Here is a 22,925-nt window from a genome sequence, read left to right on the forward strand (position 1 = left end):
GGAAAGCTACCTCGCCGGCCTTCACCTTCGCGGCGCAATGATCTGGATCAAGGACCTCACCCGAACCCATTGATCACGACCGAATACGCGTCCTAGAGCTGCCCGGCGCTCGGACCCCGCCAGGCCTACCCGAAGCGCGCCAGCCGCTTCCCCGACGCCCGCGCCCACACCTCCGGCAGCCGTTCCCTGGCCGTCTCCGCCGCCGCCAGCTGTCCGCCGTACAGCACCCCGTACCCGAACGGCTCGCCGCTCGCCGCGGCCTGGCCGGCCAGCGCCCCGGCGGCCACGACCGCGTCCTGGTGTTCGCCCAGCACCTCCTGCACGGCCTTCATCCGCTCGACGTACCGTTCCGCCGCCCCGTCCACCGCCGGGGCGGCGGTCTCGCCGGCGTAGCGGGCGCGCTTGGCGGCCTTGCGGGCCTCGTGCAGGGCGCGGTCGCGGTCCCCGGCCTCCGCGGCCAGGGCGGCTTGCACCCGCCGGCCCGTGCGCCGCTGCTCCCGGGCGGCGACGCGCGACAGCTCGGGGACGGCCGGTCGGCCCGCCCGGCCCCGCAGGGGCGGGTCGGCCAGCAGACCGGCCAGTCCGGCGGCGAGGGCCCGGCGTCGGGGGCTGTCCAGGGCTGCCACCACCTCGGGCCAGACCCGCCGGTACTCGGCCCCGCCCCACCGCTCCAGCGCCGCGGCCACCCGTTCCGGGCCGCACTCGGCGGGCAGTTCCCGGGCGCGCGCCGCGAGCCGTTCGGCCAGGACCTCACGGTCCCGGGCGCGGCCGAGGGCGGCGGCCAGCCACCTCAGCTCGGCCACCAGCTCGTCGGTGGCGCCGGCCGCGAAGAGGCGCCGGTACGTCCACAGCGCACTGCGCAACCGCCGGCAGGCGACCCGCATCCGGTGGACCGCGTCCTGTTCGTCCGCGCGGACGGCGTCGTCGAGCCCCGCGAGCACGACCGCCTGGGCCTCGATGCGGGCGAGCAGGACCTGCCCCACCGTGGCGTCGGGCCGGGCCATGAGCGTTCACCCCCTCACCGAGGTCGGGGTGTCCGGAGTCGGAGTCGTCGGAGCGCCTTCCAGGCTAGTCCGCCGGCCCCCGTTGTCCACCGGGCGTCCACCGCCCGTACACCGTGCGCAGCCCCGCCACGCGGTCCGCTGACAGCCCGTCATCCACATGGCCGCAGGACCACCGACGGGCAGGCGCACCGGTCCGTCCCCCACGCGCCCTCGTGCCGGGTGTAAAGATCGTGGCATACTCCCGAACGTGATGACGTACACCCGTGCGACCAGGGCCCTGCGGGCCGCGGTGTTCACCGCGCTCGCCGTGCCGCTGTCCGCGCTGGGCCAGGTGGTCATCACGGGTCGCCCGCTGCCGCTCACGCTCGTGGTCGCCGCGACCGCCGTCGTCTTCCTGGTGTCGGCCGCGCTGGCCGGCGGGGAGCGGCGGCTGCTGCACATCTCCGCCGTGATGGTGCCGGTGGAGCTGCTGCTCAACACGACGTTCAACCTCGGCCAGACCGGCTGTGGTCCGATCCTGAGCGAGCACGTGCCCGCGCACGGCATGAACCTGCTGGTGTGCGGGGGCGGTTCGGTGGACGGGTCGCTGCTGTCCGGGCCGTTCGGGCACGACGGGCCGGTCGCGCCCGCCGCTGCCCAACTGCTGGTCCTGCTGGTGCACCTGCTGATCGCGCTGGCCGCCTCCGCCTGGCTGCGGCTGGGCGACGCCGCCCTGACCGGGCTGGCCCGGGCGCTGCGCGCGCTGCGCCAGTCGGTGGCGGTGCCGCTGCGGGCGCTGCTCCTGCTGCTGGTCCCGGCGCCGGTACGCCCGGTGCTGCGGGTGCCGCTGCCGGTGTCCGGCCCGGAACGTCCCCGTCGCGAGGACGTGGTCCTCAGCCCCGCGCCCCGGCGCGGCCCGCCGGCCTTCGCGCCCGCCTGCTGAATTCCGGATTCCCCCCGAATTCCCACGGACGTCCCCGGCCGCGGAAGGCCCGGGGGCACCGCAGGCACGGCGCACAACTCCCGCGTTCACCCGCCCCGCCCCTCGGCATGCCCGAGCGAGGCATCCCGCGCGCACCCGCGCGCCGCGTACAGGAGTTGACTCCCATGGCCCAGGCCAACAGCAAGCAGTCCCAGCGCATCAGCGCCCGCGAGCGGATCCAGGAGGCGCAGCGCCGCGAGCAGACGGCCGCCAAGCGCCGTCAGCGCATCGTCGTCAGCGTCGCGGCCGTCGCCGTGCTCGCCCTCGCGGGCGGCGGGGCGATCGCGGTCAGCTCGGCCAAGAAGGACAAGGAGACGTCCGCCGGGGCCGCCGCGTCGACGGCGCTGGTCGTGCCGGCGAACGCCTCCGGCCCGGACGGCACCGTGATCACCTACGGCAAGGCCGACGCCCCGCACACCATGGAGGTGTACGAGGACTTCCGCTGCCCGGTGTGCAAGCACTTCGAGGCGGCCGACGGCGACACGGTCAAGCAGCTCACCGCGGACGGCCAGATCAAGGTCGAGTTCCACCTGGCCGCGTTCCTGGACAAGGCGCTGGGCGGCAAGGGCTCGCGCACCGCGCTGGCCGCGGCCGGCGCCGCGCTGAACGAGGGCGTGGACAAGTTCAAGGCGTTCCACGACGTGCTCTACAAGAACCAGCCGGACGAGCGGGTCGACGGCTTCGGCGACACGGACAAGATCCTCGAACTGGCCGACCAGGTGCCCGGGCTGAAGACGGACGCGTTCGTCAAGGCGGTCAACGAGAAGACCTACGCGCCGTGGGCGGCGAAGGTCGCGGACGCGTTCAACGACAGCGGGGTGCAGGGCACGCCGACGGTCAAGGTGGACGGCAAGGCGATCACGCTGTTCGCCGGCCAGAGCCCGGCGACGCCGGAGCAGTTCACCGCGCAGGTCAAGCAGGCCGCCGGCCTGTAGTGAGCTCCACCGGCCCGGCCGAATCCCGGCCGGGCCGGCTCCCCTCCCAGCCACCGGAGTGTGCTGCCGTGACCGCCCCTGCCTCCGTGCACGTCCCCCGTCCCGCCGCCGGTCCCGCCCCGGGCTCCGCCCCGATCGGCGCCGGCCGGGCGTTCTCGCTGCTCCTGTTCCTCGGCGGGCTGATCGGGCTGGCGGCCTCCGCCGTCCTGACCTTCGACAAGCTCCGCATCCTGGAGAACCCGTCGTACGTCCCGACGTGCAACATCAACCCGGTGATCAGCTGCGGTTCGGTGATGCGCACCGAGCAGGCGGGGGTGTTCGGCTTCCCGAACCCGCTGATCGGACTGGCCGCCTTCGGCGCGCTGGCGGCGATCGGCGCGGGCCTGCTGGCCGGCGCCGCGTACCGCCGCTGGTTCTGGCTGGGCCTCCAGGCGGGGACGTTCCTGGGCCTGGTGTTCGTGCACTGGCTGATCGACCAGGCGCTGTACGAGATCGGCGCGCTGTGCCCGTACTGCATGGTGGTGTGGGCGACGGTGGTGGCGCTGTTCTGGTACACGACGCTGCACAACCTGCGGTCGGGCGTGATCCCGGTCGGCCCGCGGCTGCGGACGGTCGTGCGGGAGGCGGCGCGCTACCACTGGGCGCTGCCGGCGCTGTGGGCGGCGGTGATCGCGCTGCTGATCCTCAACCGGTTCTGGTACTACTGGAGCACCCTGATCTGACGACTCGCCACTCGTCGGCCGAGGCACCCCGTCGAGTGGAGCGGCGCGGTCGCCCGGGCCGGGGTGAGGACGCCGCACTCGGCGATCTCCTCGGCCGGGCCCTCACCGGGGTCCATCGCGCCGCCGGGAAGCGATCGGGTGTCCCGGGGCCCTCAGCCGAAGACGGCCCGCCGGAAGGCGTTGCGCAGGTCGGTGAGCGGCTGGACCTCGCGGCCGTAGTGGACCTTGTTGGTGAGCAGCAGCGCCCAGCGGCCGAGCCGGCGGGAGATCCAGATGCCGGTGCCGGTGAACCCGTAGTGGACGAAGGTGCCGTCGGCCGGGTCGGTGCCGGGGGCGCAGAGCCACGACAGGCCGCGGGCGGGGGCGAGGCCGCCGGTCTGTTCGCGCAGGGACTCGACGATCCACGGGTCGCCCCAGGAGAGTCCGGGCGGTGGGTCGAGCAGGGCGGTGAGGAAGCGGGCGAGGTCGCGGGCGGTGGAGAAGGCGCCCGCGTTGCCGCAGACGCCGCCGAGGAGGCGGGCGGAGGGGTCGTGGACGACTCCGCGCAGGTGGGCGCCGAGGGCCTCGTCGTACTCGGTGGGCGCGGTGTGGGCGGTGTCGCCGGGGCCGAGCGGGCCGTAGCGGGTGTCGGCCATGCGCAGCGGCCGCCAGATCCAGCGCGCGGCGAGCTCGTCGAGCGGGGCGCCCCCGAGGTGTTCGACGAGGTGGCCGAGGAGGACGGCGGCGCGGTCGGTGTACTCGACGGCCGTGCCGGGTGCGCGGTGCAGCGGGGCGGCGATCACGCCCGCCCGGATCGCCGCGAGGCTGCGGCCGTAGAGCCGCTCGAAGTTCGTCCTCGGCAGCAATCCGGCGGTGTGGGTGAGGAGTTGACGAGCCGTCACCTCGCCGGCGGGGTGTCCGGAGGTGGCCGGCCAGTAGCGCCCGAGGGGTTCGTCGAGCGGAAGCCGGCCGGCCTGCCACAGCCCCCCGGCACACGGCCAGAGTGCGACGATCTTGGTGAGGCTGGCGAGGTCGTACCGGGTGTCCGGCCCGGGCGACAGCCACGCGTACGAGCCCTGCCCGAGCGGCCCGTGGCCGCCCTGCCCGACCGCTCCCCCGGCGTCGCCGACGGCCCAGACGGCCCCCGTCCCGGCCCCGCGCGCACCGCCGCGGACCAGCCGGTCCAGTTCCCCGCCGGGCGCGGCCAATGCGGGGAGCCGGTCGGGTGCAGGCGGTTGCCGACTCATCCGTCCGTCCCCCTGAAGGTGCCCCGAACCCGTCCCGCCCGAAGCCTACCCGGCGGACGGCCGGTCAGACGGAAGCGGAGGTGAACTCCTTGCCGAGGCAGATGCTCTGCGGGTGCTCGCGGTAGATCCCGAACTTCTGGATCGCCTCGTACCCCTCGGACCGGTACAGCGCGACGGCCTCGGGCTGCTCGGTGCCGGTCTCCAGGATGAAGCGGGTGCGCCCGGCCTCGACGGCGGTCCGCTCCAGGCGGCGCAGCACGGCCCTGGCCAGGCCGCGCCCGCGCGCGTCGGGGACGACGAACATCCGCTTCAGCTCGGCGTCGCCGTCGCGCAGCCCGTGCGGGCCGGCCTGCTTGGCCCGCCACCCGCCGCAGGCGACCGGCCGGCCGTCCAGGTAGGCGATCAGGAACAGTCCGGCCGGCGCCTCGAAGTCGTCGGGGCGCAGCACGGTCTCGTCCGGGTCGCCGTAGCGGCGGACGTACTCCTGCTGCACCTCGGCCGACAGGGCCTGGGCGTCGGGGTGGCCGTAGCCGGTGACGCGGAACTCGACTGTGCCGGCGGCCTTGGCCGTAGCGCTCTGCGCCGCGGTGCTCTCCATGGTCGAAGAGCCTACGACCTCGGCTCAGCGGCCCTCGAACCGGGCGAGCAGGTCCGTCTTGCCGAACATCGCGGCGGCCTCGACGGCGGACGGGAAGCCGGCCTCGGGGTCGGCGCCGCCGGCCAGCAGGGCGTCGACGACGTCCACCGCGCCCTTGAACACGGCGCCCGCGAGCGGGGTCTGGCCCTTGTCGTTGGCGCGGTTGGGGTCGGCGCCGCGCTCGATCAGCGCGGCGACCGTGCCGGCGTGGGCGTGGTAGGCGGCGAGCATGAGCAGCGTGTCGCCGCTGCCGTTGGTGAGGTTCGCGGAGACGCCCGCGTCGACGGCGGTGGCCAGGGCGGCGGTGTCCCCGGCCCGGGCGGCGTCGAAGAGCTTCCCGGCGAGCGCGATCACCTCGGCGTCGGGCTGCTGGCTGGCGGCGTCGGTCATGGCGGGGGCCTTCCTGGTCGGCGGTGGCGGGAACTGTGCGCAACCGCACCGTAGCGGCCGGGGCGACGCCCGGGCCAGCACGCGTCCGGATAGCGGATGCGGGCCGTGCCGGGGCACGACACGCCGGCGGGATGGTTGCGCAGCCGTTCGAGCGAACTTCCCGGACCCGCGGGAAGCTTCCCGCCCACCCGTCGGGAATGCCTCGCCGCACCGGAACGGAGCCCCGCACGGCCCCACCCCTGCCGGCTCGCATACCTCCACCCGAGCCCCACGGCGGTATTGAACGGTGGAACCACCCATTTGCACCGTTCCATCATCTATTACTTTTTGTCACGATTAGAGCACTTTTCGTGACACTGCCCCTGTCCCCCTCCCCGAGGAGCAGAACGTGATCCTCAATGTTTCCGCGCTCGTCCTGTTCGGCACCATCGCCTTTCTCTTCTTCCGCAGGGACGGACTGAAGATGTCCCACGCAATCGTCTGCGCCCTCTTCGGCTTCTACATCGCCGGCTCCTCGATCGCACCGAGCATCACCGCGGGAGGCACCAGCCTCGCCAGCCTGCTCGGCGGCCTCAAGTTCTAGCGCCGCCACTCCCCCGCACGGGCCCGGGCGCGGATCCCACCGCCCCGGGCCCCGCCGTACCGGGGGCCTGTCCTGGAGCCCCCGTCATCCGCCCGAAGGGCCGCCGCGCGGGCGGGAGCCCGCAGTCAGGCCCCAGCACCCCCTCCACCCGTCCCACCCGCCCGGGGAGTCAAGGAATGCCGCTCCACCGCCACCTCGGCAAGGGCCGTGAGATCGCCCGGACCGCCGGGGTCCACGCCTCCGACATGTTCGCCCCGCTCACCGTCATCGGCCGCGGTCTGCGCCACCACGCCGGCTGGGCCAAGGACCGCTGGCAGGCCACCCCCAAGGAGCGCCGCGGCCCCACGCTGTTCCTGTCCGCCGCGATGCTCGTCGGCATCTACCTGCTGCCGCACGGCCTGCTGTTCGCGCTGATCGCGCTCATGGCCAGCACCACCTGGGCCGGACGGGCCCCCAAGGCGCCGCCCGCCCCGCCCGCGCCCGACGTCGCCGACGTCAAGCTCACCGCGCTCTACTCCGCCCTGACGCCCTACCTCTGCGGCCCGGAGGACGCCAACCCGCTCTACCACTTCGAGGGCGGCTACAAGAGCGCCTTCAGCGCCTGGGAGTTCGACGGCGAGGGCCGGCTCTGCCGGCTGGAGCTCACCTACCCCCCGTACTTCACCGACACCGAGCCGGCCGCGCGGGCCCGGATCGAGCAGGTCATCCAGGGCAAGGCCGGGCGGGCCCGGGAATACCGCTTCGACTGGGACGAGGAGTCCAACAAGCTGGGGGTCGTCGCGCTGAGCCCACTGCCGACCGACATCGTCGCCCAGCGCTTCGTCGCCGCCCCCGGCGAGATCGTGCTCGGCTTCACCGACGAGGACGGCACCGCCCGCACCATCCCGGTCGGCCAGGGCGGCGCCGTCACCCAGCAGCCGCCGGTGATCTGGCGCACCGGGCCACGCTCGGGCGAACCGCACCTGCTCGCGCTCGGCGTCGCCGGCTACGGCACCTCCAGCCTGGTCCGCTCGATCGCGCTCCAGGCCCTCCCGTACGCCGACCTCGTGGTGATCGACGGCGCCGGCACCGGCGAGCACGCCTGCCTGGTCAACCGGCCCGGCGTGCACACCGTCGAGACCAGCCTGCACGGCGCGATCGCCGCGCTGGAGTGGGCCGCCCACGAGACCGACCGACGGCTCGCCGCGCTCAACGCCGCCCGGCACACCGGCACCGCCCCGCCGGAGGACGTCACCCGGCCGCTGTGGCTGCTGCTCGACCACCCGACCGAGCTCAGCGAGCTCGCCCACGCCGAGGGCCGCCCCGACCCGCAGGACCTGCTGGAACTCCCGCTGCGGCATGGCCGCGCCGCCCGGGTCACCGTGGTGATCGCCGACGACATCGAGGCCCGGGAGCGGATCACCCCCACCGTGCGGGCCACCACCCGGGCCCGGGTCGTGCTCGGCCCGGCCGGCCCCGAGGAGGGCCACGTCGCGCTCGGCGCCCCGCTCGACATCGTGCCCGCCGCGCACGCCCCGATCGGCCGCGGCTACGCCCGCATCGGCAACGGCACCCCGGTCCGCCTCCAGGTGCCCGCCACCGTCGACCCGCTGGACGACGAGGCCCCGGCCGCGCTGCGGGACGCGGTGATCGCCCTGCTGCCGCACCGCGACACCCGCACCGAGGCCGCCGCCGAGGCGCCGCCGCGCCCCGAGCAGCCCCCACTGGTCCTCCCGGTCGAGCCGGCCCCCGACGCCCGGCCCGTCGACCTCGCGGGCGGCGAGCCGATGATCCGTTCCCGTCCGATCTCCTGACCGCAAGGACCGGGGGCGGCGGCGAGCGCCGAATCCCGTCCCGGTACGCTCGTCACAGAAAGCCCGCACGATCACCAGATGTGAAATAGGTGGCACCTGGAGTGACATCACCGGCCAGATGTGACAAATCGGGCGCTGGTGGGTACAAACAGGGGCGGCACGACAGACGACGCATGTCCCGGGACGGGAATCTTCGTCGGAAGCCGAGCGTTGACCGAACGACGAAGAACAGCGACCACTAGTCCTGTGGGCCATAAGCCCGGGAGGCACGATTCATGAGCGAGCGAGCTCTCCGCGGCACGCGACTCGGGGCCACTAGCTACGAGACCGACCGTGGTATCGATCTGGCTCCCCGCCAGACCGTCGAGTACGCATGTCAGAACGGACACCGATTCGAGGTTCCTTTCTCGGTCGAGGCGGAGATCCCCCCGGCCTGGGAATGCCGCTTCTGTGGCCAGGAGGCGGCTCTTCTCGACGGCGACGAGCCGGAGGAGAAGAAGGTCAAGCCCACACGCACCCATTGGGACATGCTGATGGAGCGCCGTACGCGCGAGGAGCTGGAGGAGGTGCTGGCCGAACGGCTGGCCGTGCTCCGCTCCGGCGGGATGAACCTCGCGGTGCACCCGCGGGACACCCGCAAGAGCGCCTGACCCCTCGCTCCCGCCTCGGCGGGAGGACGCGAAAAGGGACCCTGGGAACCAGGGTCCCTTTCGCGTGTCCGGGGTCGGACTTCCGGGGTCGGGCGGGAAGGGCGGGCCGGGCCCGCGCGGGCCCGGCCGGGCGTCGGGCTCAGCCCGCGATCGGCGGGCGGTAGCTGGTGTCCGGGCCCTGCGGGCCGCGCGGGCCGGCCTCCGGCTCCACCACCTCGCCCTGGATCACCTTGCCGTCCGGGCGGTGGATGCGTATCTGCTCCTGCAGGCGCATCGCGTCCGCGAACGGGGCGGCGCCCACGGCGGCGGTGCTGCGCAGCGCCTTGTCCGCCAGCCGCCGGCCGGCCGCCCGCCACAGTGCGCGGGTCGGCGGGAACAGCAGGGTGAGCGCCACGAGGTCCGACAGGAAGCCCGGGACGATCAGCAGCAGACCGGCCAGGACCGTCATCGAGGTGCCGGTCTGCGGCTGCTGGGACTGCGGGTTCCTGCTCTGCTCGATCGCCGCCGACAGCGCCTTCAGCCCGGCCCGCTTGATCAGCGAGCCGCCGATCGCCGCGCCGGCGACGAGCAGCAGCAGGACCGTGAGGCCGCCCAGCCGGGAACCCACCTCTACCAGCAGCCAGATCTCCAGCACCAGCCAGGCGGTCATCAGCAGCGGCAGCACCCGGCGGAGCTTTCCGCGCGGGGCCGGACGGGTGGGGGCAGCTTGCTGGGTCACGGTACGAATCCACTCCAGGCGGTGCTCTGCGCGCCGCACGGGAGGTCCGGGCCGGCTACGGCACCACCTGGTCCAACGGTTCCCCGGCGGCCGGTGTTCCGGCGGCGGCCTTCCGCCGACGCCCGACCAGCAGGCCCGCGCCGCAGGCCAGCAGGCCGCCGAGGGCGAGCGTCCACTCCGGGACGGCGCCGACCCGGTCGGCCACCGTGGTGCCGTCGCGCAGCGGGACGGTCGCGGACAGCTCCGCCGGCGTCAGCTCCTCGGTGCGCTGCTGCACCGTGCCGTCCGGGGCGATCACGGCGCTGATGCCGCTGGTGGCGGCGATCAGGACGGCCCGGCCGTGCTCGACCGCCCGCAGCCGGGACATCGCGAGCTGCTGCTCGGGCTGGCCGGTCTTGGCGTAGGTGGCGTTGTTGGTCTGCACGACCAGGACGCGGGCACCGCTGTCCACGGTGTCGCGGACGATCTCGTCGTAGGCCACCTCGAAGCAGATCACGTCACCGATCCGGGCCGGGCCGAGCTGCATGACGCCGTTGTGGTCGCCGGGCCAGAAGTCGCGGGCGACCCGCTGCAGGCGGGTGATCACCTTCATCAGCTGGGCGCGGAACGGCACGTACTCGCCGAACGGGACGGGGTGCTGCTTGGTGTAGGAGGCGCCGGGGCCGGTCTTCGGGTCCCAGACGATGCCCTCGTTCTGGACGTGCTGCTCGTCCGGGCCGTCCACCAGGGTGCCGACCAGGGTGGGCACGCCGACGGTCTTCACGGCCTCGTCGATGCGCCGGTAGGCGAGCGGGTCGCTGAAGGGGTCGAGGTCGGAGGAGTTCTCCGGCCAGATCACGACGTCGGGGCGCTCGGCCCGGCCGGCGTTGATGTCGGCGGCCAGCCGCTCGGTCGCCGAGGCGTGGTTGTTGAGGACCATCATCGGGCGGCCGAGGAAGTCCATGCCCGGGCGGGGCACGTTGCCCTGGACGATCGCGACCTTCACGGTGTCGTCGGCCTTGGTCGGCACCGGGACGAGGTAGCCGACCAGCAGCGCGGCCACCGCGCCGAGGGCGGCCAGGGCGGCGGCCCTCGGCGCGCGGCGCGGGCCGCGCAGGCGCAGCGCCACCCAGGCGAGCAGGGCCCCGGAGAGGGCGACCGCGAAGGTCACCAGCGGGGCGCCGCCGACCGCGGCCAGCGGGGTGTACGGGGTCGCCGTGTTGGCGAAGGCCAGCCGGCCCCAGGGGAAGCCGCCGAGCGGCAGCCGGTCGCGCGCCCACTCCTGGGTGACCCACAGGCACGCGGCCCACAGCGGCCAGGCGGGCAGCCGGGAGGTGACGGCGAGGCCGGCGCCGAGCAGCAGGATGAACAGCGCCTCGATCGTCGACAGGCCGACCGTCGCGTCCCAGCCGACCACGCGCAGCCAGCTGAGGAGCATCAGGAAGAACGGGAAGCCGAAGGCGAAACCGGTCCAGGCCGCCTGGCGGACCGTGCGGCCGCGGGTGAGCAGCGAGAGCGCGGCGACGCCCAGCAGCGACAGCGGCCACAGGTCGTACGGCGGGAAGGCGAACGCCAGCAGCAGGCCGGCCAGCGCGGCGAGGCCGGTCCTGGGCAGGCCGGCGCGTACCTTGGCGAGGGCCCGGGCGAGCCGGCCGGGCCGCCCCTCGGGGGCCGGCGGCTCGGGTGCGGCAGCGGACCGCTCCTGGGTGACGGACATGGTCACCGGCGCACCATCTCTCTGTGGCTTGTTGTTCGGACGCTGTCCGAAGAAGGTACCCCGGAACGGGTGGTGGCCGGGAGGCGAGGGGGAGGGTACGGATGGGTCCGGGGCCTGGTCAGCGGGGCGCGTAGCGGATCTCGCCGAGCGGCCGGCCGGCGGCGGGCCAGGTGGCGACCGCGCGATGGAGGGGGCGTCCAGGTCGGCCCGGTCGGCGCGGACCCAGGAGCTGACGGCCGTCACGGACGGGTCGGTGCGGTCCTGGTGGTTGTGGACGCAGCCGATCGCCTCGTCCCGGTCGGGCTCCAGGGCGGTGCAGGTGAAGGCGGTGCGGTTCGCGAAGTCGGCGACGTGGCGGCACAGGTCGGCGAGGTTCTGCTCCGGGGAGAGCCCGGCGGCCCGGCCGGGGGTGGCCCGGATGTGCTCGATGCTGCCCGATCGGGCGGCGGGACCGGATGCGTTGTGCTGCTCGCCCAGGGGCTCCAGGCGGAAGTCCTGGGCGAGCAGCGTGCGCGGGACGGTCAAGTGGGCGGGGGCCAGCGGGCTGATCGTCATCCGGTCAACCCACGCGGCCCGGCCGCCCTGCTCGTCTACTCGGCGGCCAGGTGGACCGTGCGGCCGCGGACGACCGTGCGCAGGCAGGTCGGGAGGGGGTGGCCGGGGGTGAGGTCGGGGAGGCCGGGGGTGCCGGAGCGCGGGTCGGTGGACCAGCCGGCGACGCGGGCGTCGGGGGCCTGGACGACCAGGTCGCCGGCGGCCCAGATCGCGTAGCTGGCGACGGCACCCGGGACGAGGACGCCGTCCTGGTCGCGGCCGATCGCGCGCCACCCTCCGCGGGTGTGGGCGGTGAAGGCGGCGCGGACGGAGATCCGGTGCTCCGGCGTGTGGTGGAAGGCCGCCGCCCGGACGGTCCCCCACGGGTCGAGCGGGGTCACCGGGGCGTCGGAGCCGAACGCGAGCGGGACGCCGGCGCGCAGCAGGGCGGCGAACGGGTTGAGGGCGGCGGCCCGTTCGGCGCCGAGGCGCTGGACGTACATGCCCTCCGGGCCGCCCCAGGCGGCGTCGAAGGCGGGCTGGACGGAGGCGGTGAGGCCGAGTTCGGCGAAGGCCGCGATGGCCTTGCCGTCCAGCGCCTCGGCGTGCTCGACGCGGTGGCGCAGGGCCTTGACGCGGCCGGCGCCGACCCGCTCGCCGGCCGCCCGGACGCCGTCGATCACCGCGCCGACGGCGGCGTCGCCGATGGCGTGGAAGCCGGCCTGTAGCCCGGCCTCGGTGCACGCGGTGACGTGGTCGGCGACCTGGTCGGCGGTCAGGTAGGCGGTGCCCGTGTGGTCGGCGTCGGCGTAGGCGGTGTGCAGGCAGGCGGTGTGCGAGCCGAGCGCGCCGTCGACGAAGAGGTCGCCGCCGGCGCCGACCGCACCGAGCCGGCGGGCCGTCTCGACACCACCCAACTCGCCCCAGTAGCCGAAGACTTCGGGTCCTTCGCCCGCGGCGGCCAGGGCCAGCAGGGCGGCCAGGTCCTGCTCGGAGGAGATTTCCGGGCCGGCGCACTCGTGCAGGGCGCCGATGCCGAGTTCGGCGGCGCGGGCGAGGGTCGCGCGCTGGGCGCGGCGGCGCTGCTCGGGGGTGAGGTGGGCGAGCGCGGTCTGCCGGACGGCGTGGTGGGCGTCCTTGGTGAGCGGGCCCTCGGCGGCGTACCCGGGCCGGTCGGCGAGGCCCTGGGTGAGGGTGCGCAGCGCGGTGGTGGCGAGGGCGGAGTGGACGTCGGTGCGGGAGAGGTAGACGGCCGCGCCCCGGGCGGCGGCGTCGAGTTCGGCGAGCGTGGGCGGGCGGCCCTCGGGCCAGCCGGTCTCGTCCCAGCCGTGGCCGATGAGCACGCCGCCGGTCCCGGCCTGGCCGTCGACGAAGGCGGTGAGGGCCTCCAGGGCGGCGGCGAGGGACGGGCTGCCGGTGAGGTCGAGGCCGGTGAGCGCCAGCCCGGTGGAGGTGGCGTGCACGTGGGCGTCGACGAACGCGGGGGTGACCAGGGCGCCGTCGAGCTCGACGATCTCGTCGGCGGTCCCGGCGTACGCCTCGGCGGCGCCGTCACTGCCGACCCAGGCGATGTGTTCGCCCTCCACGAGCATCGCGGTGGCGAAGGGGTCGGCGGGGCTGTAGACGGCGCCGCCGCGCAACAGGACGGTCCGGGGGCCCCTCCTGCCCGAGGGCGGGCAAGGAGGGAGGGTGCGTTCGGTCATGCGCCCAAGTCTGCACCTGCCGGCTGCTGCTCAGAGCTTCGGGGGGCGCGCCTCGTAGGGGGTGGAGAGGACGACGGTGGTGCGGGTGGAGACGCCGGCGGCGCTGCGGATGCGGGCGAGCAGGTCCTCCAGGTCGCCGGGGGCGCCGACGCGGACCTTGAGGATGTAGTTCTCGTCGCCGGCGACGCTGTGGCAGGCCTCGATCTCGGGCAGGCCGGCCAGGCGGTCGGGGGTGTCGTCCGGGGCGCTGGGGTCGAAGGGCTTGACCGAGATGAACGCGGTCAGCGCCAGGTCGACGGCGTCGGGGTCGATGATCGCGGTGTAGCCGCGGATCACCCCGCGCTGTTCCAGGCGGCGCACGCGCTGGTGCACCGCCGAGGTGGACAGGCCGGTGGCCTTGCCCAGGTCCGTGTAGCTCATCCGGCCGTCCTCGAGGAGCAGCTGGACGATGCGTTGGTCGAGATCCTCCACAGTGCGCAAACCTACCCGGTCGGGGGCGCGTGGGGCGCCCCGGTGGGCGCAGGTGGTGTCACCAGGCGCAGCGTGGGGTGCCAGGCGGGCACATGCCGGGCGAATGTGGCCAAGGACACACCCGATGCATCACGGTGCGCCGGACCGCAGGGTTATGTGTCTGCGCGGGAGGGAAGTGCTGGTTGTGGCCCCGGGCGACCACGCCGGGCCCGACCCGAGGGGGATCCTCATGCCTGCTACCGACCAGCGTGCCCTGGGCTCCGACGAGACCGACGATGTGGCCGGCCGCGACGACATCGCGGTCGGGAACCTCCCCACGCCGAGCACCGACCCGGGCGACGGCGAGTCCTGGGACATCTTCCGGGTCCACTGCCCCGAGTGCCGGCGCCCGATCGCCCTCGTCGCGGACGAGGAGCGGCTGCCGCTGCACGCCCTGCTGCCGACCGCGTGGAACCCCTTCGCCCCCGCGATCTGCCCGGGCTCGGGCACGCCGACCGACGACCTCGCCGAGGTGGAGTCCCCGGCGGACAGCCTCCCGACCGGCTTCGAGGCGCTGTTCAAGCTGCCCACCGGCCTGGACTGGCGCACCCAGCCGTTCTCGCACGCGGTGGCGCACCGGCCGGTGCGGGTCGCGGCCGTCACGCCGACCATCCCCGAACAGCGGCGTCGACTGATCCGCCGGTGACGCACGGGAGTTGACGGTACGTCAGAGAAAATTCAACGGCAGGAAAACCTCCGGCCGTCGCTCCGCACCCTGGAGCGACGGCCGGAGGCCGTACCGCGGGGGCCTCAGCCCCTGGTGAGGTGGCGGCCGATCACGAGCCGCTGGATCTGGTTGGTGCCCTCGACGATCTGCAGCACCTTCGCCTCGCGCATGTACCGCTCGGCCGGGAAGTCCTGGGTGTAGCCGTAGCCGCCGAGGACCTGGACGGCGTCGGTGGTCACCCGCATCACGGTGTCGGTGCAGAACAGCTTGGCCATCGCCGCCTCCTTGGAGAACGGACGGCCCGCGTCGCGCAGCCGCGCGGCGGACAGGTAGAGCGCCCGGCCGGCCTCGATCTGGGTCGCCATGTCGGCGAGCATGAACGACAGGCCCTGGAACTCGCCGATCGGACGGCCGAACTGGCGGCGGGTGCCGGCGTACTCGACCGCGAGGTCCAGCGCGGCCTGGGCGACGCCTATCGCGCACGCCGCGATGCCGAGGCGGCCGGAGTCGAGGGCGGCGAGGGCGATCTGGAAGCCCTGTCCCTCCTCCCCGATCAGCCGCTCGCGCGGCACGCGGGCGCCGTCGAAGTGCACCTGCGCGGTCGGCGAGGAGCGCATGCCCATCTTGTGCTCCGGCGCGGCGGCCGACAGGCCGGGCTGGTCTCCGGGGACCAGCAGGCAGCTGATGCCCTTGGGGCCGTCCACGCCGGTGCGCACCAGTGCGCTGTAGAAGTCCGCGCGCCCGCCGTGGGTGATCCACGCCTTGGTGCCGTCGACCACGTACTCGTCGCCGTCCAGCCGGGCGCGGGTGCGCAGCGCGGCGGCGTCCGAGCCGGACTGCGGCTCGGAGAGGCAGTAGGCGCCGAGCTGCTCGCCGGAGAGCATGCCGGGCAGCCAGGCGGCGCGCTGCTCCTCGGTGCCGAAGGTGGCGAGCGCGTGGCAGGAGAGCGTGTGCACGCTCACGCCGAGGCCGACGGCCAGCCAGCCGGCCGACAGCTCCTCGAGCACCTGGAGGTAGACCTCGTACGGCTGCGCGCCGCCGCCGTACTTCTCGTCGTAGGGGAGGGAGAGCAGGCCGGCCTCGCCGAGCGTGCGGAAGACCTCGCGCGGGAAGCGGTCGGCGGCCTCGTCCTCCGCCGCGCGCGGCCGGAGCTCGCGCTGGACCAGCTCCCGGGTCAGGCTCAGCAGCTCGTGGGCCTCCTCGGTGGGCAGCTGGCGGTCCACGGCTTTCGCAGGGGAGGTGGTCATGGCGGCTGTCGCCTCCTCGATCGGGCGCCGGGATCCTGGTTCGGCAGGTCCGGCGCGGGTGTGGCAGCTCGGCCCGACCGGCACCGGGTTGCGGTGAACGGCCGTTCACAGGCGTGGCGAAGTGAGTATGCCCGAAAGCCGCGCCGCCGTCACGACCTGCACAGATGAACTGTCCGGAGTGGCCGGGTACGGCACCGTAGGGTTGACGATGTGGCTGCTTCCGATTCCCCGAACACCCGCGATGGCCTGATCGCGCCGGTCACGCCGGTCGCACCCGGCGTCCTCGCCGCCCTCGCCGCCGAACTGCGCGCGCTGCCGCCGTCCTGCGGGCCGGTGCGGCTGGTCGCGGTGGACGGGCACGCGGGTTCGGGCAAGACGACGTTCGCCGGGCGGCTGGCCGGCGTGCTCGGCGGGGCGCCGGTGGTCCACCTCGACGATCTCGCCACCCACGCCGAGCCGTTCGGCTGGACCGGGCGGCTGCGCGAGCAGGTGCTGGAGCCGCTGGCGGCGGGGCGGGACGCCGCGTACGAGGTGTACGACTGGACGCTGCGGCGGTTCGCGGGCACGGCCGCGGTGCCGGTGGCGCCGGTGGTGCTGGTGGAGGGCGTCGGGGCCGGGCGGCGGGAGGTGCGGCCGTGGCTGGCGCGGATGATCTGGATGGAGCTGGACGCCGCGACGGCCAGGCGACGCGGCGAGGAGCGGGACGGACCGGAACTGGCCGAGTTCTGGGTGGGTTGGGCGCGCGCCGAATCGGCGCATTTCGCCGCCGACGCGAGCCGCCCGTACGCCGGCACGCGCGTCGACGGAGTGACCGGACGGATCTCACCGGGCACCGTCGGTGAACCTTCAACAAGCCCTTGACCTGCGCAGTCACTGCGACTTAAGTTCTTTCCAGGCGCCGGAACGAGAACTTCCGGCCACCGTGGACCCGGCACTCCCGGCTTGTTCCCCCGTGAGCCGGGGGTGCCGTCCGCGCCCGTCGCGAAATGCGCTCCCCCACCGGCCGACGTGCTCAACGCCCGCGCGCACGATCGCATTTGACCCGGTACGGCACCCTTCCGGATCAGCGCGGCCCCGGTACGATTTCCACCAGGCGCATCTGCGCCCCGGGGGCTTGCGACCACCGGCCGGCTCCGCGCATGCGGCGCGCGGGCCGAGCCCCGGGCCACACCGCGGGGGGCGTGAGTGACGACGGTGGACAGTTCCGACAGCAACGCGGGCGGCCCGGACCGGCTCGCCGACCGGGCCTGGCTGCGTGCCATGGACGCCTACACGGCGGGCGCGTACGCCCGCGCCGAGGAGGAGTTCCGCGCGGCCGTCCGGCTCGACCCGGGCATGGCCGACGCGTGGCTCGGCCTGCACGCCCTGCGCAGCGACACCTCGGCCGCCCTGCTCGCCATGTACCGCCACCAGAAGCGCTTCGGCGAGCAGCGCCGGCAGCACCGGCGGCCGCTCAGCTCCTGGTACTGGCTGGGCTGGTGGGTGCAGCCGGTGCTGGAGGACACCCGCGACCTCGCGCTGGCGCACGCCTCGCACTGGCTGGACGGCAGGCACCTGGCCGAACTCGACCGCGCGCTGGAGCAGTGCCCGGCGCCCAGCGAGGACCCGTCCGCCCAGTTCCTGTACGCCTGCCGGTCCTATCTGCTCAAGGACTGGGAGCAGTTGATCCGGGACACCGACCGGCTGCTCGACGACCCGATGCTCGGCATCGAGGCCGGGCTGTTCGCCGGCATGGCGCGGGTCCGGCTGGACATGTGCGCCCAGGCGCAGGCCCCGCTCGCGGCCTCACTGGCCCGCTGCCGCTCCGAGCAGCCGCAGCGCAAGGAGCTGCGGTACTGGCTGGGGCGGGCGTACGAGGGGGCCGGGCGCAGCGCGGCGGCGCTGCCGCTGTACCGGGCGGTGCACCGGGCCGATCCGGCGTTCATGGACACCGCCGCCCGGCTGGCCGCCATCTCGGCGGAGGACGCACTCGCGGACGGACTGCTGGAGAGCGGGCGCTCGGGCGGGGCGGAGGAGGCGTACCCGGAGGAGGTGTCGCCGGAGGGGCTCCTGCCGGGTTCTCCATCGCCCGGGGCGTTCTCCCCGGACGGGCTCTCCCCCGAGGGCCTTCCTCTTGACGGCCTTCCCCCCGAGGGCCTCCCCGAGGATGTCGAGTACCAGGACGCGTACGGCCAGGGGCCCGGCTACGCGGACGGCGGCGGGCACGTCGAGGAGGCGGCGCCGACGGACGCCCCGCCGCAGGCCGCCGGCGAGCGCTCGGGCTCGGGCTCGGCCGCGCCGGCCGGGCCCGTCACGCCCGTCGTGCCGCTGCCGCTGCGCGGCGAGGCGCCGCCCCGGACGACCCCCGCCGAGAGCGCTCAACTGGGAGGCAACGAACGGGAGTTGGACGCCGCCCTGGCCGAACTCGCCATGATGGTGGGCCTGGAGCCGGTCAAGCGCCAAGTGCGGGCGCTGTCCGCGCAGTTGCGGATGGCTGGGCTCCGCGCCGAGCAGGGCCTCCCGGTCCAGCCGCCCAAGCGCCACTTCGTCTTCTCCGGCCCCTCCGGCACCGGCAAGACCACCGTCGCCCGGATCCTCGGGCGGGTCTTCCACGCCCTCGGGCTGCTCTCCGGCGATCACCTGGTGGAGGCCCAACGAGCCGACCTGGTCGGCGAGTTCCTCGGCCAGACCGCGGTGAAGGCGAACGAGCTGATCGACTCCGCGCTGGACGGCGTGCTCTTCATCGACGAGGCGTACAGCCTCTCCAACTCCGGCTACGCCAAGGGCGACGCGTACGGCGACGAGGCGCTCCAGGTGCTCCTCAAGCGCGCCGAGGACAACCGCGACCGGCTGGTGGTGATCCTCGCCGGCTACCCCGAGGGCATGAACCGGCTGCTCGCCACCAACCCCGGCCTCAACTCCCGCTTCACCACCCGGGTCGACTTCCCCAGCTACCGCCCGGGCGAACTGACCGCGATCGGCGCGGCGCTGGCCGGCCGGGACGGCGACGGCTGGGACGAGGACGCGGCCGAGGAGCTGGCCAGCATCTGCACCCACGTGGTGCGCGAGGGCTGGATCGACGAGCTGGGCAACGGCCGGTTCATCCGCACCCTGTACGAGAAGTCCTGCGCCTACCGGGACCTGCGGCTCTCGCTGCTGCGCGAGCCGCCGGGCCGGGAGGACCTGGCGACGCTGCGGCTGCCGGACCTCGTCCAGGCGTACGGGGAGCTGATCGACGGCCGGGGCTGAGCCCGGCCGCCGGATCGCTTCGCTCAGACCCCGGGGCCCCTGAGCAGTTCGGCCTCGCGCCCGGCGTCGAGCCAGACGTACGGCCGGTCGGTGCGCCGCGGGGCGCTGCCGCCGATCGACTGCAGCCAGGCCCAGGTGTCCCGGACGGTCTCGGCCACCGGGCGGCAGCGCAGCCCGTGGGCCACCGCGCGGGCGACGGACGCGTTGTGGATGTAGTCGTACACGTCGCCCGGCGGGATCCAGATCGGCAGCTCGGTCCACGGCTCGACGCCGGCCGCCACGATCCGCTCCGGGTCGGTCCAGCGCAGTTCGGCGTCCGAGCCGGCGGCCTGGACACAGGCTTCCAGGAGCGTCCCGATGGTGGCGTGCCCGGCCGGGCCGACCACGTTGTACGCGCCGCCGAGGCGGGCCACGGAGGCGTCCAGCATCCAGTTCGCCAGGTCGCGGGCGTCGATGTACTGCAGCGGCAGGTCGCGCGGGCCGGGGGCGAGCACCGCGCCGCCCCGGGCGATCCGGTCGAGCCAGTACGGCAGCCGGCCGACGTTCTCGTACGGGCCGAGGATCAGCCCGGCGCGGGCGTACGTCGCGCGCCCGCCGAACTCCTCCTCCAGGGCGAGCTCGGCGCCGCGCTTGGCCTCGGCGTACGGCACCTCCCCCGCGGCGTCCGGCGAGGCCCCGACGACCGCGGCGGACTCGTCGGCGGCGGGCGGCTTCGGGTAGTCGTACACCGAGCAGCTCGACACGTACGCGTAGTGCCCGACCCGGTCCTTGAGCAGTGCGGCGCTGTCGCGCACCGCCGCCGGGGCCCAGGACCAGGTGTCCACCACCGCGTCCCATTCCCCCGCCCGCAGGGCGTCGAGCCCGCCCTCGGCGGTGCGGTCCCCCCGCAGCACCGTCACGCCCTCGGGCGCGGGCTGCGTACCGCGGTTGAGGGCCGTCACCTCCCAGCCCCGGGCCAGCGCCTCCTCGGCGACGGCGCGTCCGACGAACTTCGTTCCGCCCAGCAAAAGAAGCCTCATGCCGACCACCCTGCTCCTCGGGTGGCCGGCATGGGAACGGGTGCATGCTCTGGGCAGAATCGCCCGCAGCGGACACGCCGTCAGCGAAACGGGGGTTGCCGGGGGCGGTGGAAGGTTACGCGACGGAGCGGTGGTCCGGGTCGTGCATCTCGCCGACCAGCTCCTCCAGGACGTCCTCCAGCATGACCACGCCGAGCGTGCGCCCGTCCTGGCCGAGGACGGCCGCCAGGTGGCAGGTCGCCCGGCGCATCGCGCCGAGCGCGTCGTCCAGCGGGAGGCTGCCGCGCAGCACCGTGATCGGGCGCCACAGGCGGGCCGGGACGGGCAGCGACGGGTCCTCCACGTCGAGGATGTCCTTGAGGTGCAGGTAGCCCAGGTAGCCGTGGCCGGCCGGATCGCCGTCGGTGACCGGGAAGCGCGAGAAACCGGTGCGCAGCGCCAGCTCCTCGACCTGCGCGGCGGTCACCTTGGTGTCCACGGTGACCAGCTGCTCGGGCCTGAGCAGGACGTCGGTGACCGGACGGCGGCCCAGCTCCAGCGCGTCCTCCAGGCGCTCCTGGCGCTCCTCGTCGAGCAGGCCCGCGTCCCGGGAGTCGACCAGCAGGTACATCAGCTGCTCGGTGGTGAAGACCGACTCGACCTCGTCCTTGGGCTCGACCCGGAACAGCTTCAGCACACCGTTGGCGAAGGCGTTCAGGAAGCTGATCGCCGGGGCGAGCCAGCGGGCCAGCCGGTCCAGCGGCGGGCCGAGCCACAGCGCGGCCTTCTCCGGGCCGGCCAGGGCCATGTTCTTCGGCACCATCTCGCCCATCACCATGTGGAGGAAGACCACCACGGCCAGCGAGATCCCGTACGAGAGGGGGTGCATCAGGCCGGACGGGATCCCGATCGCGTGGAACGGGCCCTCCAGCAGGCTCTCGACGGTCGGCTCGGCGAGCGCACCGAGGCCCAGTGAGCAGACGGTGATGCCGAGTTGGGCGGCGGCCAGCATCGCGGAGACGTTCGACAGCGCGTGCAGCACGGTGCGGGCGCGCTTGTGGCCGGCCTCGGCGAGCGGCTCGATCTGGCTGCGGCGCACCGAGATCACCGCGAACTCGGCGCCGACGAAGAACGCGTTGCCGAGCAGCAGCAGGACGGCGACGGCCAGTTGGAGCGCGGTCATCGAGTCCCGTCCTCGTCATCGGCGTACTCCGGGTGCGCGGTGCTGCGCTCCAGCCGGACCTTGCTGGTGCGGTGCCGGTCGACCGCCTCCACGGTCAGCAGCCAGCCCGGCAGGTGGGCCTGCTCGCCCGGTTCGGGGAGCTTGCCGAGAAGGTCCGCGACCAGGCCGGCCAGCGTCTCGTACGGGCCGTCCGGGGCGTGCAGGCCGATGGCCTCCAGCTGGTCGATCCGGGCGCGGCCGTCGGCCTCCCAGGCCGGCCGGCCGTCCACCGGGGGCAGCGGGACCAGTTCCGGGGTGTCGGCCGGGTCGTGCTCGTCCTGCACCTCGCCGACGATCTCCTCGACGATGTCCTCGACCGTGACGACGCCGGCGGTGCCGCCGTACTCGTCGACCACGATGGCCATCGGCTGGAGCCGGCGCAACTGGTCGAGCAGGCGCTCGGCGGGCAGCGTCTCGGGCACCAGGAGCGGCGGCGAGGCCAGCTCGCCCACCCGGACCTGGCCGCGGTTGACGGCCGGGACGGCCAGCGCGTCCTTGAGCGTGACGATGCCGGTGACCTCGTCCAGGCTGTCGGTGTAGACCGGGAAGCGGGACAGGCCGGTGGCCCGGGTGAGGTTGACGACGTCGGAGGCGGTGGCGCCGCGCTGGAGGGCGGCGACGTCCACGCGCGGGGTCATCACGGACTCCGCGGTGAGCTCGCCGAGGCCGAGGGTGCGGACGAACAGGGTCGCCGACTCCTCGTCTATCGCACCGGCCCTGGCGGAGTGCCGCGCCAGCGCGACCAGTTCGGCGGGGGTGCGGGCGTGTCCCAGCTCCTCCTGCGGCTCGATGCCGAAGGCGCGGACCGTACGGTCGGCGGCCCCGTTGAGGAAGCTGATCAGCGGACGGCAGGCGTGCGAGAACGCCATGTGCGGCGCGGCGACCGCGCGGGCCACCTGGAGCGGGCGGGAGATGGCCCAGTTCTTCGGGACCAGCTCGCCGATCACCATCTGCAGGACGGTGGCCAGCGCCATGCCGACGATCACCGCGGTGCCGCGGGCGGCCGGGTCGGGCAGGCCGACGGCCGTGAACACCGGGCTCAGCAGGGTGGACAGCGCCGGCTCGGCGAGCATGCCGACCACCAGCGAGGTGACGGTGATGCCCAGCTGGGCGCCGGAGAGTTCGAAGGTGAGGTGCCGCTGGGCCCGCGCGACCCGGCCGGACTTGGCGTCGCCCGCCTCGGCGGCGCGCTCCACCGCCCCGCGCTCGACGGTCACGAAGGCGAACTCGGCGGCCACGAAGAGGCCGTTGGCGAGGATGAGCAGGACGGCCGCGAGCAACAGCAGCCAGGCGGTGATCACAGTGCCGCCCGCCTTCCGGGGACCGGAAGTGAGGCGGCGCAGGTACTACCGGACGGATCGTCCATCGAGGGGGAGTGTCACTCCTCAGGTCGTTTCGGGCAGAGCTGGAGCTTTGCCCCGCTTTTACCAGCGTAGACCATAGCGGTTTCGACCGTAGGAGGTGCGTTCGACCCCACGGGGGCTGCGGGGCCGTGGAATCG

The 22,925-nt window shown here is 74.4% G+C and carries 21 protein-coding genes; 9 read left to right on the forward strand and 12 right to left on the reverse strand.

Translation table 11 applies throughout. From position 1 onward, the window contains the following. Positions 1–125 precede the first annotated feature (125 nt). Positions 126–1,004, reverse strand: coding sequence for a CHAD domain-containing protein (locus ACWCXH_RS28260; RefSeq protein WP_449804297.1), 879 nt, complete (start codon positions 1,002–1,004; stop codon positions 126–128). A 250-nt stretch (positions 1,005–1,254) separates the two neighbouring features. On the opposite strand from ACWCXH_RS28260, the gene ACWCXH_RS28265 reads away from it, so the two are divergent. The 3 genes from ACWCXH_RS28265 to ACWCXH_RS28275 all read left to right on the forward strand — a co-directional run bounded on the left by ACWCXH_RS28265 (position 1,255) and on the right by ACWCXH_RS28275 (position 3,622). Next, positions 1,255–1,926, forward strand: a complete 672-nt coding sequence (locus ACWCXH_RS28265) for a hypothetical protein (protein ID WP_449804298.1) — start codon at positions 1,255–1,257, stop codon at positions 1,924–1,926. A 164-nt stretch (positions 1,927–2,090) separates the two neighbouring features. Next, positions 2,091–2,900, forward strand: a complete 810-nt coding sequence (locus ACWCXH_RS28270; RefSeq protein ID WP_449804299.1) for a DsbA family protein — start codon at positions 2,091–2,093, stop codon at positions 2,898–2,900. A 68-nt stretch (positions 2,901–2,968) separates the two neighbouring features. Next, positions 2,969–3,622, forward strand: coding sequence for a vitamin K epoxide reductase family protein (locus ACWCXH_RS28275; RefSeq protein WP_449804300.1), 654 nt, complete (start codon positions 2,969–2,971; stop codon positions 3,620–3,622). 152 nt (positions 3,623–3,774) lie between these two features. Here ACWCXH_RS28275 and ACWCXH_RS28280 read toward each other — a convergent pair whose 3' ends face one another. The 3 genes from ACWCXH_RS28280 to ACWCXH_RS28290 all read right to left on the reverse strand — a co-directional run bounded on the left by ACWCXH_RS28280 (position 3,775) and on the right by ACWCXH_RS28290 (position 5,875). Continuing rightward, positions 3,775–4,848, reverse strand: coding sequence for a serine hydrolase domain-containing protein (locus ACWCXH_RS28280; RefSeq protein ID WP_449804301.1), 1,074 nt, complete (start codon positions 4,846–4,848; stop codon positions 3,775–3,777). Between the two features lie 64 nt (positions 4,849–4,912). Then, entirely contained in the window at positions 4,913–5,446 is a 534-nt protein-coding gene (locus ACWCXH_RS28285; RefSeq protein ID WP_449804302.1) for a GNAT family N-acetyltransferase, read from the reverse strand. A gap of 24 nt (positions 5,447–5,470) precedes the next feature. Then, positions 5,471–5,875: an ankyrin repeat domain-containing protein gene (locus ACWCXH_RS28290; protein WP_449804303.1), complete on the reverse strand. Its 405-nt coding sequence runs from the start codon at positions 5,873–5,875 to the stop codon at positions 5,471–5,473. Between the two features lie 388 nt (positions 5,876–6,263). Between ACWCXH_RS28290 and ACWCXH_RS28295 the strand changes: the two genes are divergently transcribed. The 3 genes from ACWCXH_RS28295 to ACWCXH_RS28305 all read left to right on the forward strand — a co-directional run bounded on the left by ACWCXH_RS28295 (position 6,264) and on the right by ACWCXH_RS28305 (position 8,901). Beyond that, positions 6,264–6,458: a hypothetical protein gene (locus ACWCXH_RS28295; protein ID WP_449804304.1), complete on the forward strand. Its 195-nt coding sequence runs from the start codon at positions 6,264–6,266 to the stop codon at positions 6,456–6,458. A gap of 176 nt (positions 6,459–6,634) precedes the next feature. Further along, positions 6,635–8,251 carry a hypothetical protein gene (locus ACWCXH_RS28300; RefSeq protein ID WP_449804305.1) on the forward strand — a complete coding sequence of 539 codons (1,617 nt, stop codon included), beginning with the start codon at positions 6,635–6,637 and terminating at the stop codon, positions 8,249–8,251. 275 nt (positions 8,252–8,526) lie between these two features. Then, positions 8,527–8,901, forward strand: coding sequence for an RNA polymerase-binding protein RbpA (locus ACWCXH_RS28305; RefSeq protein ID WP_030243354.1), 375 nt, complete (start codon positions 8,527–8,529; stop codon positions 8,899–8,901). A gap of 139 nt (positions 8,902–9,040) precedes the next feature. Here ACWCXH_RS28305 and fxsA read toward each other — a convergent pair whose 3' ends face one another. From fxsA to ACWCXH_RS28325, 4 genes are all read right to left on the reverse strand, one after another. Beyond that, positions 9,041–9,619: an FxsA family membrane protein gene (fxsA, locus tag ACWCXH_RS28310; protein ID WP_449804306.1), complete on the reverse strand. Its 579-nt coding sequence runs from the start codon at positions 9,617–9,619 to the stop codon at positions 9,041–9,043. A 55-nt stretch (positions 9,620–9,674) separates the two neighbouring features. Next, a complete protein-coding gene (gene lnt, locus ACWCXH_RS28315) occupies positions 9,675–11,315 on the reverse strand; it encodes an apolipoprotein N-acyltransferase (RefSeq protein WP_449804361.1) in 1,641 nt (546 codons plus the stop codon). Between the two features lie 590 nt (positions 11,316–11,905). Beyond that, positions 11,906–13,552 (reverse strand): amidohydrolase, encoded by a 1,647-nt coding sequence (locus tag ACWCXH_RS28320; RefSeq protein ID WP_449804307.1) that lies wholly within the window; start codon positions 13,550–13,552, stop codon positions 11,906–11,908. A gap of 30 nt (positions 13,553–13,582) precedes the next feature. Then, positions 13,583–14,023 carry an Lrp/AsnC family transcriptional regulator gene (locus ACWCXH_RS28325; RefSeq protein WP_030058365.1) on the reverse strand — a complete coding sequence of 147 codons (441 nt, stop codon included), beginning with the start codon at positions 14,021–14,023 and terminating at the stop codon, positions 13,583–13,585. 229 nt (positions 14,024–14,252) lie between these two features. Between ACWCXH_RS28325 and ACWCXH_RS28330 the strand changes: the two genes are divergently transcribed. After that, positions 14,253–14,708 (forward strand): hypothetical protein, encoded by a 456-nt coding sequence (locus tag ACWCXH_RS28330; protein ID WP_449804308.1) that lies wholly within the window; start codon positions 14,253–14,255, stop codon positions 14,706–14,708. 104 nt (positions 14,709–14,812) lie between these two features. On the opposite strand, the gene ACWCXH_RS28335 is transcribed toward ACWCXH_RS28330, so the two are convergent. After that, the gene (locus ACWCXH_RS28335) at positions 14,813–15,976 is read right to left on the reverse strand and encodes an acyl-CoA dehydrogenase family protein (RefSeq protein WP_449804309.1); all 1,164 of its coding nucleotides are present in this window, start codon (positions 15,974–15,976) and stop codon (positions 14,813–14,815) included. Positions 15,977–16,225: 249 nt separating this feature from the next. Here ACWCXH_RS28335 and ACWCXH_RS28340 point away from each other — a divergent pair, with 249 nt between their 5' ends. Next, the gene (locus ACWCXH_RS28340; RefSeq protein WP_449804362.1) at positions 16,226–16,837 is read left to right on the forward strand and encodes a uridine kinase family protein; all 612 of its coding nucleotides are present in this window, start codon (positions 16,226–16,228) and stop codon (positions 16,835–16,837) included. Between the two features lie 399 nt (positions 16,838–17,236). Further along, a complete protein-coding gene (locus tag ACWCXH_RS28345) occupies positions 17,237–19,204 on the forward strand; it encodes an AAA family ATPase (protein ID WP_449804363.1) in 1,968 nt (655 codons plus the stop codon). Positions 19,205–19,227: 23 nt separating this feature from the next. Here the strand turns inward: ACWCXH_RS28345 and ACWCXH_RS28350 are convergent, their stop codons facing one another. The 3 genes from ACWCXH_RS28350 to ACWCXH_RS28360 form a co-directional block, all read right to left on the reverse strand. Then, positions 19,228–20,223 (reverse strand): NAD-dependent epimerase/dehydratase family protein, encoded by a 996-nt coding sequence (locus tag ACWCXH_RS28350; RefSeq protein ID WP_449804310.1) that lies wholly within the window; start codon positions 20,221–20,223, stop codon positions 19,228–19,230. A 115-nt stretch (positions 20,224–20,338) separates the two neighbouring features. Beyond that, complete coding sequence (locus tag ACWCXH_RS28355; protein WP_449804311.1) at positions 20,339–21,385, reverse strand: hemolysin family protein; 1,047 nt, start codon at positions 21,383–21,385, stop codon at positions 20,339–20,341. After that, positions 21,382–22,725, reverse strand: a complete 1,344-nt coding sequence (locus ACWCXH_RS28360) for a hemolysin family protein (protein ID WP_449804312.1) — start codon at positions 22,723–22,725, stop codon at positions 21,382–21,384. Before ACWCXH_RS28360 ends, ACWCXH_RS28355 begins: the two co-directional genes overlap by 4 nt. Positions 22,726–22,925: the final 200 nt, after the last annotated feature.

It is taken from the genome of Kitasatospora sp. NPDC001660, assembly GCF_053596725.1.

Bases quoted from the DNA above. Each gene is read 5' to 3' on its own strand.
- ACWCXH_RS28355 (WP_449804311.1), bottom strand. From the start codon at position 21,385: ATGACCGCGCTCCAACTGGCCGTCGCCGTCCTGCTGCTGCTCGGCAAC.
- ACWCXH_RS28320 (WP_449804307.1), bottom strand. From the start codon at position 13,552: ATGACCGAACGCACCCTCCCTCCTTGCCCGCCCTCGGGCAGGAGGGGC.
- ACWCXH_RS28290 (WP_449804303.1), bottom strand. From the start codon at position 5,875: ATGACCGACGCCGCCAGCCAGCAGCCCGACGCCGAGGTGATCGCGCTC.
- ACWCXH_RS28350 (WP_449804310.1), bottom strand. From the start codon at position 20,223: ATGAGGCTTCTTTTGCTGGGCGGAACGAAGTTCGTCGGACGCGCCGTC.
- lnt (WP_449804361.1), bottom strand. From the start codon at position 11,315: ATGTCCGTCACCCAGGAGCGGTCCGCTGCCGCACCCGAGCCGCCGGCC.
- ACWCXH_RS28335 (WP_449804309.1), bottom strand. From the start codon at position 15,976: ATGACCACCTCCCCTGCGAAAGCCGTGGACCGCCAGCTGCCCACCGAG.
- ACWCXH_RS28300 (WP_449804305.1), top strand. From the start codon at position 6,635: ATGCCGCTCCACCGCCACCTCGGCAAGGGCCGTGAGATCGCCCGGACC.
- ACWCXH_RS28305 (WP_030243354.1), top strand. From the start codon at position 8,527: ATGAGCGAGCGAGCTCTCCGCGGCACGCGACTCGGGGCCACTAGCTAC.
- ACWCXH_RS28345 (WP_449804363.1), top strand. From the start codon at position 17,237: ATGGACGCCTACACGGCGGGCGCGTACGCCCGCGCCGAGGAGGAGTTC.
- ACWCXH_RS28285 (WP_449804302.1), bottom strand. From the start codon at position 5,446: ATGGAGAGCACCGCGGCGCAGAGCGCTACGGCCAAGGCCGCCGGCACA.
- ACWCXH_RS28260 (WP_449804297.1), bottom strand. From the start codon at position 1,004: ATGGCCCGGCCCGACGCCACGGTGGGGCAGGTCCTGCTCGCCCGCATC.
- ACWCXH_RS28270 (WP_449804299.1), top strand. From the start codon at position 2,091: ATGGCCCAGGCCAACAGCAAGCAGTCCCAGCGCATCAGCGCCCGCGAG.
- ACWCXH_RS28265 (WP_449804298.1), top strand. From the start codon at position 1,255: ATGACGTACACCCGTGCGACCAGGGCCCTGCGGGCCGCGGTGTTCACC.
- ACWCXH_RS28330 (WP_449804308.1), top strand. From the start codon at position 14,253: ATGCCTGCTACCGACCAGCGTGCCCTGGGCTCCGACGAGACCGACGAT.
- ACWCXH_RS28280 (WP_449804301.1), bottom strand. From the start codon at position 4,848: ATGAGTCGGCAACCGCCTGCACCCGACCGGCTCCCCGCATTGGCCGCG.